The sequence below is a fragment of the Mycobacterium sp. genome (assembly GCF_052145595.1).
In the GTDB taxonomy this organism is placed as follows: domain Bacteria; phylum Actinomycetota; class Actinomycetes; order Mycobacteriales; family Mycobacteriaceae; genus Mycobacterium.
The window spans coordinates 1-8656 of sequence record NZ_JBKQOI010000246.1; the positions used below are offsets into that span (position 1 = coordinate 1).

Consider the following 8656-nt stretch of genomic DNA (forward strand, 5'->3'; position numbering starts at 1 on the left):
GTCGCAACGGTGCTCTTACTGCGGGCATGTCGCGCCGGAAAACCGTAAGAGCCAAGCGGTTTTCCAGTGCGTGGCCTGCGGTGCGGGGCCGTGCAATGCTGACGTGAACGCCGCACGCAACATCGCCACCGGACGGGCGGTGACAGCACGGGGAGACCTCGGCGCTAGCCGGTCTGCGAACCGTGAACCTCAACTCTGTTCTCCTGCTGTCTAGGTGTAACGGGGTTGGAATCCACCGGCTCAAGCCGGTGGAGGACGTCAACCCTGCATATACCCTCCGGCGTCGACGGGAATCGATTGACCTGTGATGGTTCGGCTTTCGTCGCTGGCCAGGAACAGCGCCAGGTTGGCGACGTCTTCGGGCGAGGAAATATCCTGTAATGCAACGCCTTTGAGTGACTTCGCGCGCTGGGTCGCGAAGTCGACCCCCTGCTCGTCGGCGGTGCGCTGGACCCAGTTACGCCACAGCTCGGTGTCGATGGCCCCGGGCACAATGCAATTGCACCGGATGCCGTGTGGACCGACCTCCAAGGCAACGGCCTTGGTGAACGCCCGAAGCGACGCCTTGGCGGTGACGTAGTGGGTCTTGCGGACCAGGCCGGCGTAGCCGGCCGTCGACGAGAAGTTCAGGATGACTCCGCGGCGGCGTTGCAACATCGACTGGCTGAGCACTTCACGGGTGCACAGCATCGCCGCGGTGACGTCAATGGCGATGGTGGCGTTCCAGTTGTCCAGGGTCTGCTCCCAGATCCAGCGGTCCCGCCCGGGCGCGGCGGCGTTATTGCACAGGATGTCGACATGGCCGAACTCGTCGACCGCACGCGCCACCATCGCCGCGACGTCAGCCTCGTCGGTCACGTCGGCGCGCATCGCGATCGCGCCGGGACCCGCCGCCTTCGCGGCGTCGCGGACCAGGCCTTCGCGTCGCGCGGCCAGCAGCACCCGGGCGCCTTCCGCGACGAACAGCGAGCCCATCACCGGTCCCAGGCCGGTGCTTGCCCCGGTGATGATCGCGACCTTGCCGTCCAGCCGGCCTGTCATTTCGGGGATCTTAACGTTGTATCAAGAGTCAATTAAGCCGACCCGGCCTCGGCATGAAAGAGGCTTGTCGCTCAGGCGTCACGATTTTCGAGCCAGGTGTGGATTCGCTCGGCCACGGCAGCCCACCCGGGCTCGAGCATCATGTCGTGGGCCATTTTGGGGAAGATTTCTGGTTCGGTGCGATACGCACGTGCGGTCGCAAGGACTTCCCGCCGCGAGAAAAGGATGTCGTCTTCGGCCCCCAAGACCAGCAGCGGAGTGGTGACGAGGTTAGGCCTGGGCAGGTTGAGCCACAACATGTCGAGCACAATTTTTCCCACGTACTCCTCCCCGAGCAGCGCGGCGTAGCGCACGACGTCGGCGTCGGGCAACGACTCGGAAAAGAAACTTTCGCGGGCCAATTCGGGCGTACCACCAACGCTGCGCAACGACTTGGTCATCGCCATGCTTCGCGCTGTGCACCACGGGTGCCGCTGAAACCTGCGCAGCAAGAATTTGGTGATCCCGCTCACGGGTACGGACGCGAGCAGCACGGAGGCTGGAGCGTCGTGCGACTCCAGGTACTTTTGCACCACGAAGCCGCCCATCGAGTGGCCGATCACCACCGGTCGTTTGGGTAGGCCGCTGGCAACTGAATTGACGTCGTCAACGAAGTCCGCGATCGAACAGAATTGCATGGGTTTTGGTGCGGGACTTTTGCCATGGCCGCGAAGGCTCACAGCCAGCGACCGATAGCCCTTCGCAGCGAAGAAGTCGAGGAAATGTTCGTCCCAGCACCAGGCGCCATGCCAGGCACCGTGGACAAAGAGCAACGGCGCTTTATGTGACTCGCGGGAAGGTTCTCTATCGATCACATCGAGCATGACCCGACTCCTTTATGGGTTAGCCGCAACGTCAAGGCGCCTAAAGCCGCAGAGCCGCGGTTGAATAACGACACGCAATCGCTAAACAACAAGAACGATAACGAATATTCACCTGCGCCCCGAGTGCGCGAAAATCGAGGCAAGTCATCATATTAGCCATGTCCATAACGCAGCGAGTCTCGGCATTCATGACCGACAGAAGACCAGGGGGAGCGTGCTCAGGCCTTTTCGGGTGGTCCTCGCCGTGGCCGCTGCTCTGCCGGTGGGCGCCGGCGTGGCCGCCGCCGAACCCGAGGACGCGCCACACGTGACGTTCGAGTCCTGCGAACAGCGCACGCTGGTCCTGTCCGCGTTTCCGGCCGAGGCCGACGCGGTCTTGTCCCACACCACGCTCGACCGCCACCCGGTGGTGGTGGCTGACCGCCGACACTTCTACCTCGGTTCGATCGGCGACAAGAAGGTGATCGTGGCGATGACCGGCATCGGCCTGGTGAACGCGACCGAAACCGCCGAGACCGCGTTTGCCCGATTCACTTGCGCGTCGTCCATTTCCGTTGGCGCGGTGGTGTTTTCGGGCGTCGCCGGGGGTGGCGAGCGCGTCAGCATCGGGGACGTGGCCGTACCGGCCCGCTGGACCCTGGACAACGGCACAACGTTTCATCCGGTCGATCCAGGGATGCTGGCCGCGGCCCAGACACTGAGCGTCGCCCTGGAAGGCATCAATTACCTTGGCAACCCCATCTGCCTGTGCAAGAACGCTCCCGTCGTCAAGCTGATCGATCTGAAGCGCCAGCCGAAAGTGGTCGTCGGCGGCGACGGAGCCAGCTCCGACAACAACAACGGCCAGGCATTCCCGTGCATCCCGAACGGCGGCGACGTTTTTGGTTGCCAACCCTGTAGCGCACCCGATCGCTCACTTCTGTACACCGGCAACTTTTTCCAGGCAGCGGGGCCCTGGCTGAAAAACGCTCTGATCAGCAACCTCAATATCTCGTCGACGTCGAACCCTGCCTTAGACGCGACGGACATGGAGACGGCGGCGGTGCAGGCTGTCGCCGATGCGCATGGGGTCCCGTTTCTGGGTATCCGTGGCATTTCGGACGGGGCCGACGATCCGCTCCACCTGCCCGGCTTCCCGTTCGAGTTCTTCTTCTACAAGCAGATCGCGGCGGACAACGCCGCCCGGGTGACCGCGGCTTTTCTGCAGAGCTGGGCCGGCGTCTGACGCTACTCGGGACCGCGGCCGACGGCGCGGGCCGGATCCGAACACCACTCCGACCATGACCCCGGGTACAGGGCGGCTTCTCGGCCCGTCGCAGCGAGCGCCGCGACGGTGACGGCCGCGGTGACGCCGGAGCCGCAGTACACACCCACACCACCGTCGTGATCGATGCCGCGCCGGGAAAGCAGTTGGGTGAGCGCGTCGTCGCCGACAAAGGTGCCGTCGTCCGCGAGGACGGCGACGCTGGGAAGGTTCTTGGCGCCGGGGATGTGACCGGCGACCGGGTCGAGGGGTTCAACGTCGCCGCGGAACCGTTCCGGCGCGCGCGCATCGAGCAGAGTCACCGCGCCGATTTGCTCCGCCGTCAACGTAGCTCGGCTTCCGGCATACAGATCAGCGTGCGGCACAGTCGCATTCCCGGGCTGTGGGTCAACCGGACCGGTGTCAAGGCTCCGTCCTGCCGACAGCCAGGCGGACAAGCCGCCGTCCAGAATGCGTACGTTCTCGAGCCCGGCCGCGGTCAGCACCCACCACGCTCGTGCGGAACCGGCTCGATTCCAGTCGTCGTACACCACGACCAACCCGTCCTGCCGGACTCCCCATTTGCGTGCGGCAGCCTCCAGGCTGCGCCCCGACGGCAGCGGGTGACGGCCACGGCCGGCGATCGTGTGGTCGCTCAGCTCGTCCTCGAGTGACACGTACAACGCGCCCGGCAGGTGGCCCTGCAGATAGGCCGCACGCCCATCGGGCTGGTCCACCCGCCAGCGCACGTCGAGTATGGTCACCGGATCGCGGGCGTCGATGAGGGCGACCAGCTCGGTGGCCGTGATCAACACCTGGTCGCGTGCCTCCACGGGTGTACCTCCTCGTTGTCTCCGACGAGCCTAGCCGCGCGACCGGAATTGAACGCCGCCTGAACTAAAGGTGAACGATGGGGACGAGCCTTTACCGTCTCCAGCGAGCTCAGACACACGATCGGGATTAAATTCGATCGGAACTAAAAGTGAACGGCGGGTTGAACTTTGGATTTCGACGGCCGCGCGACGAGTGCGCTATTGACCGCCGACCCGCTCACACGGAAGGATTAATTACATCGGACCCTTCTGATGTGTTACTTCAGACCCCTGTGTTGATCCGGGGTCGATGCGAAGCTTCGAAAGTGATGAGCGAAATGACAAAGAAGATCTCTGCTTGCACGTTCGGTCTGGCGCTGGCCGTCATGCTGGCGCCCGCGGCCGTCGCGCGGGCCGACCAGACGGATGCGGACTTCACCAACTACCTGCAGGATCATGGCATCAACCTCCCGGGGGCCGTCAACATGGCCAAGGTGATGTGCCAGGATCTCGGCTCGGGCTACTCCCAAAAAGACGAGGTGGACCAGCTGACGGGATCACACAAACTGACCCAGCAGCAAGCCGAATTTTTCATCGGCGCGGCCACTGCGGATTACTGCCCGGACAAACACCCTGCGAACAAGCCGGGCGGATAGCGGCCTCCCTGCGGGCCAAGTTCTCGCTCTATTTGCGGCATCAGGCTGCCGTTGATCAGCGTTTGGTGCCGACGCGTCGCCGCATTACCGACTGTCGGTCTGGTATACCGACCACTGGTCGGTATACACTTCCTGGGCAACCAGGGAGGTAGAGCAATGAGCACATCCGAGCAGTCACAGATCCGCACCCGTTCGTTCGCCCGCGTGATGGGCCCGTTTTTGACCATCGTGCCCACCACGGTTGCGGTGCGCGGGCACTACATGGAGGTGTTGTTCAATGAGTTCAAGGCCAACCCTATGTGGCCGTGGCTCTACGGCGCCATTCTCTTGGCGGGCGGCCTTTTCATCATCGCGTTTCACCAGTACTGGCGCAGCCCCGCGGCGGTCATCGTGTCCCTGGTGGGCTGGTTTTTCCTGATACGCGGGGTGCTGCTGCTGACGGTTCCTTCGGCCTACGATGCGGCCGGCAACGCCGTCTACAGTTCGGGTGCGTCCGCGGCGATTTGGGTCGTGTTCATCTGCCTCGCTACGGCCGGGCTCTACCTGACCTACGTCGGCTGGAAACCGGAGCGCGGCACCCTGAAAGCCGTGGCGAGCCCGACCGAGGATCGCCCGCATGCCGCGGGTAGTTAAGCATCCCGACATCCGCCGCGCGGAGCTGCTCGATCGGGCGGCGGGGCTGTTTGTGCGACACGGATTCGACAACGTGAGCCTCAACGATCTGATCGCCGACGCCGGCGTCTCCAAAGGCGCCTTTTACCATTGGTTTCCGTCCAAGGACGCGCTGGTGACCGCCTTGGCCGAGCGCAGCGCGCGCGAAGAATTCGCCTTTGTCGAGGGCGCCGTCGCCGCCTGCAATGGCGACGCGTTGGCGCGGCTGAACGCGGTCTTGCAGGCGGGATTTGACGTCAACATGAAGCTGGGCGGACCGGAGCAACTGGCCGCGATGGTGTCGTTGCTGCGCCCGGACAATGCCCACCTGTACGGACGAATCCTGGCCGTCGAGCAAGCGCTGTTCCTGCCCTTGCTCACCCGGCTGATATCGGACGGCGTCGAAGAAGGCGTCTTCGACACGTTCGACCCCGAAGGCGTCGCCGACATGATCTATGGCCTTGCGGCGCGCACGAACTCGAACATCCTGGAGGTGTTCCAGGCCGCCGACCAGCCCGCCCGCGAGCGGGCAATCGACCGTCTGACAACCAGGTTCAGGCTCCACGGGCTCGCCATCGACCGCATCCTCGGACTGCCGGACGGAAGCATCACCACACTCACGCGCGCGCAGGTCGAGGCCATGGTCGCAGCACTACCCCGCGGCTGGGGGGAAGGGACATCGTCGGCATGAAGCTTCCGGCTTTCACACCCGCGCAAGAGAGCCTGTTTCTCACGCTGGGCGGCAGGGCCCTCGACAGCCGGTTGCCGCGCCCATTCCTCGGCGACACCATGGCCGACGAGATCATCACGAAGGTCGGCTACGACCTGGCTCGATTTCCCGCGCTGACAACCAAATTCCTCGACCAACGATCCAGGGTCTTCGACATCGCGGTACGGGCCAAGACGCTCGACGATGTGGTGCGCCGCTTCACCTCCGACCACCCGGATGCGGTGGTGCTGGAGCTGGGCGTCGGCCTGGACACCAGGATGTTCCGCGTTGACCCGCCGCCTACCGTGGCGTGGTACGACATCGACTTTCCCGAGGTCATGGGTCTGCGCGCACACGTGGTTCCGCCACGCACCGATGCCCACGGCATCAGCGCGGACCTCACCGACCCGGCCTTGCTCGAGGGCGTCCCCAGCTCGCGGCCGGCCATGATCGTCGCCGACGGCCTCATCGCCTTCCTCACCCAGGACGGATTCGTCTCCCTGCTGAACCGGCTGGCCAGCCACTTCCCCAGCGGGGAGCTGGCATTCAATCTCTATACCCGCAACGCCATTTGGGCGCTCAAGCACGCTTCGAGCATGGCCGTCATCGCCGGCGGGGTGGTCAATCCCGGTTTTGACGACCCCCGGCAGCCGGAGCGCTGGGTGGGCGGCCTGAAGCTGGTCGAGGAGATCTTTCTCACCCGAGCACCCGAGGTTGCCGAGCTTCCGCTCCTGCTGCGCGCAACGGCCCGACTGGCGGCACCCAGCGCGCGCCTTTCCCGGTTGATCGGCACGGTGGTGGTCCGCTACCGCTTCTGAATTCGCCGAGCCCTACGCGGTTTCTTGGGTTCCCAACGACGCCAGCATGCCGGCCGCCGCCTGTTCCCAGGTGAAGTTCTCCGCGCGGCGTCGTGCGGAGCTGCGGCGGTGGTATTCGGGCCGGCTGAAGATCGTGCCGACCGCTCTCGCCATGGCGAACGGGTCGTTGTCGGCCAGGGCACCGCTTTCCGGGGTGATGATCTCGGTCAGCGCCGAAGTGCGGGACACCACGGCCGGTGTTCCGCATGCCAGCGATTCCAGGGCGGCCAGCCCGAATGTCTCGTGCGGTCCGGGCGCCAGCGTCACATCGGCCGAGGCCAGCAGCCCCGCGACGGTGTGCCGGTTGTTGATGAAACCGGTGAAGTCGATCGGCAGCCGAGCGGCCTGTCTCTCCAGCTTTGCCCGCAACGGGCCCTCGCCCACCACGACCAGTCGGGCGTCGACGCCGGCATGGCACAACGCGCCGAGCGCGTCGATGCTGCGATCGACACGCTTTTCCACTGACAGCCGGCCGCAGTGGACCAGCAGGATCTGCTGAGGTGCGGCCCAGCGCCGCCGCACCAGGTAAGAGTGTCGGCGGGGGTGAAAGGTCTGCAGGTCCACACCCAGTGGGACGGTGACGGTGTTCGTCGCGCCGATCCGGTCGAATTCTTCTCGCGCGAATCCCGTGGTGCACACGACCGTGTCATAGTTGGCGGCCGTGCGCGCGTTGGCGAAGTCCGCGAACTTTTGCGCGGCCCGACGCGGAAGTACTTGGCCCACAAGGCGATCCAGGCGCTCATGGGAAATCATCACCGTCCTGGCGCCGTATTCGCGGCCCCACGGCCCCAGCGACCTCAGGGTGAGCCGGTCGGAGACCTCCAATGCGTCGGGCTTCAAAGCTTCCAGTAGCGATTTGACGGGCCCCGGCATCACCGCGCGATAGCCCCCGGTGAATGGAATCAGCCTAGCGGGCAGAGTGATTCGCACCACACCCGTGGGCAGCTGGGTACGTTCGGCGTAGGGACCGGGGACGATCAAAAACACTTCATGTCCGGTGGCGCAGTATTCGGCGCCCAGCCGATCCACCGCGGTGCGAAGGCCGCCGGAGCGAGGGCCATAGAAGTTGGCGACCTGTACAACGCGCATACCGTGAGAAGACGCGGCGCGCGTGTGCAGTCAACGATATGGAAACGACGCTGGCTTTAACAGTCCATGAATTCCGCTGCTCAGTCGGTCCCTTTGGGACCTTCGGCTTTACCGATCCGCTCGGCCAGGTCGTCGCCGGACAGTTGCGCACCGAGGAACGCACCGGAAGTGGGCAGGCTCAGATGCAACTGCGATGCGCCGCTGACTGCGACCTTTCCGCGCTCGAGGCTGAAGTCGAGGACATGGCCCCCGCCGGTGTGGTCATTGTTGAGGAAGTGCAGGTGGTATCCGGCGACGGAGATGCCTTGTTCGAAGTCGGGGGTGCGGAACCCGACCACTGTCCCGGACACATCGACGAATACGGTTTCGGCCTGCTCTTCGGTCGCTTGTGTCAGGGGCGGATAGGGCGGTTTCTGCGCCATCACGGTGCGGGTGTGCAGTTCGGCGAAGTGCCCGGTGATCCGGATCGCGTAAATCAGGTTGGTGCTTTGGATTTGGCGGTCGATCGCGGCGGCAACCTGCGTCCGGCCGGTGCGGGTTTCGACCGTGATCTCGAAGTCGCTGTGGAAGCGGGTGACCGCCGCGAACGGGGTGCGATCGGTTGGCGCCGCCCGGGTGGCGGTTCCGTCCGCGCGCAACCGATAGCAGACGCCGTCGAGGATGACCATCTCGCCATCAAGGTGATTGAAGGTGCCCAGGCCGAAGTCGCCGTGCCGCAGGATGTCGGCGACGGTG

11 protein-coding genes are annotated in these 8656 nt (G+C 64.8%); 6 read left to right on the plus strand and 5 right to left on the minus strand.

What is annotated here, in order from left to right:
* Nucleotides 1-214: zinc ribbon domain-containing protein (locus ACLP4W_RS21480; protein WP_442389416.1), on the plus strand; the 214-nt coding region annotated here is incomplete at its 5' end.
* A 44-nt stretch (nucleotides 215-258) separates the two neighbouring features.
* Here the strand turns inward: ACLP4W_RS21480 and ACLP4W_RS21485 are convergent.
* Nucleotides 259-1041, minus strand: a complete 783-nt coding sequence (locus ACLP4W_RS21485) for an SDR family NAD(P)-dependent oxidoreductase (protein ID WP_442389418.1) — start codon at nucleotides 1039-1041, stop codon at nucleotides 259-261.
* A 71-nt stretch (nucleotides 1042-1112) separates the two neighbouring features.
* Nucleotides 1113-1904, minus strand: a complete 792-nt coding sequence (locus ACLP4W_RS21490; RefSeq protein WP_442389420.1) for an alpha/beta hydrolase — start codon at nucleotides 1902-1904, stop codon at nucleotides 1113-1115.
* Nucleotides 1905-2148: 244 nt separating this feature from the next.
* Between ACLP4W_RS21490 and ACLP4W_RS21495 the strand changes: the two genes are divergently transcribed.
* A complete protein-coding gene (locus tag ACLP4W_RS21495; RefSeq protein WP_442389422.1) occupies nucleotides 2149-3129 on the plus strand; it encodes a 5'-methylthioadenosine/S-adenosylhomocysteine nucleosidase in 981 nt (326 codons plus the stop codon).
* A gap of 2 nt (nucleotides 3130-3131) precedes the next feature.
* On the opposite strand, the gene ACLP4W_RS21500 is transcribed toward ACLP4W_RS21495, so the two are convergent.
* On the minus strand, nucleotides 3132-3980 hold the full coding sequence (locus tag ACLP4W_RS21500) for a sulfurtransferase (protein ID WP_442389424.1): 849 nt from the start codon (nucleotides 3978-3980) through the stop codon (nucleotides 3132-3134).
* A 308-nt stretch (nucleotides 3981-4288) separates the two neighbouring features.
* Between ACLP4W_RS21500 and ACLP4W_RS21505 the strand changes: the two genes are divergently transcribed.
* The 4 genes from ACLP4W_RS21505 to ACLP4W_RS21520 all read left to right on the plus strand — a co-directional run bounded on the left by ACLP4W_RS21505 (nucleotide 4289) and on the right by ACLP4W_RS21520 (nucleotide 6793).
* Nucleotides 4289-4615 carry a DUF732 domain-containing protein gene (locus ACLP4W_RS21505; protein WP_442389426.1) on the plus strand — a complete coding sequence of 109 codons (327 nt, stop codon included), beginning with the start codon at nucleotides 4289-4291 and terminating at the stop codon, nucleotides 4613-4615.
* Nucleotides 4616-4771: 156 nt separating this feature from the next.
* Nucleotides 4772-5248 carry a hypothetical protein gene (locus tag ACLP4W_RS21510; RefSeq protein WP_442389428.1) on the plus strand — a complete coding sequence of 159 codons (477 nt, stop codon included), beginning with the start codon at nucleotides 4772-4774 and terminating at the stop codon, nucleotides 5246-5248.
* A complete protein-coding gene (locus tag ACLP4W_RS21515; RefSeq protein WP_442389430.1) occupies nucleotides 5232-5957 on the plus strand; it encodes a TetR/AcrR family transcriptional regulator in 726 nt (241 codons plus the stop codon). The genes ACLP4W_RS21510 and ACLP4W_RS21515 overlap by 17 nt, the downstream gene beginning before the upstream one ends.
* Nucleotides 5954-6793, plus strand: coding sequence for a class I SAM-dependent methyltransferase (locus ACLP4W_RS21520; protein ID WP_442389432.1), 840 nt, complete (start codon nucleotides 5954-5956; stop codon nucleotides 6791-6793). The genes ACLP4W_RS21515 and ACLP4W_RS21520 overlap by 4 nt, the downstream gene beginning before the upstream one ends.
* A 12-nt stretch (nucleotides 6794-6805) precedes the next feature.
* Here the strand turns inward: ACLP4W_RS21520 and ACLP4W_RS21525 are convergent, their stop codons facing one another.
* On the minus strand, nucleotides 6806-7921 hold the full coding sequence (locus ACLP4W_RS21525; RefSeq protein ID WP_442389434.1) for a glycosyltransferase: 1116 nt from the start codon (nucleotides 7919-7921) through the stop codon (nucleotides 6806-6808).
* A gap of 80 nt (nucleotides 7922-8001) precedes the next feature.
* A partial coding sequence (gene budA, locus ACLP4W_RS21530; RefSeq protein WP_442389436.1) for an acetolactate decarboxylase occupies nucleotides 8002-8656 on the minus strand: 655 nt, incomplete at its 5' end.

What these genes read in the sequence shown, in the direction of transcription:
- ACLP4W_RS21520 (WP_442389432.1), top strand. Translation starts at nt 5,954, where the DNA reads ATGAAGCTTCCGGCTTTCACACCCGCGCAAGAGAGCCTGTTTCTCACG.
- ACLP4W_RS21525 (WP_442389434.1), bottom strand. Translation starts at nt 7,921, where the DNA reads ATGCGCGTTGTACAGGTCGCCAACTTCTATGGCCCTCGCTCCGGCGGC.
- ACLP4W_RS21505 (WP_442389426.1), top strand. Translation starts at nt 4,289, where the DNA reads ATGAGCGAAATGACAAAGAAGATCTCTGCTTGCACGTTCGGTCTGGCG.
- ACLP4W_RS21515 (WP_442389430.1), top strand. Translation starts at nt 5,232, where the DNA reads ATGCCGCGGGTAGTTAAGCATCCCGACATCCGCCGCGCGGAGCTGCTC.
- ACLP4W_RS21485 (WP_442389418.1), bottom strand. Translation starts at nt 1,041, where the DNA reads ATGACAGGCCGGCTGGACGGCAAGGTCGCGATCATCACCGGGGCAAGC.
- ACLP4W_RS21510 (WP_442389428.1), top strand. Translation starts at nt 4,772, where the DNA reads ATGAGCACATCCGAGCAGTCACAGATCCGCACCCGTTCGTTCGCCCGC.
- ACLP4W_RS21490 (WP_442389420.1), bottom strand. Translation starts at nt 1,904, where the DNA reads ATGCTCGATGTGATCGATAGAGAACCTTCCCGCGAGTCACATAAAGCG.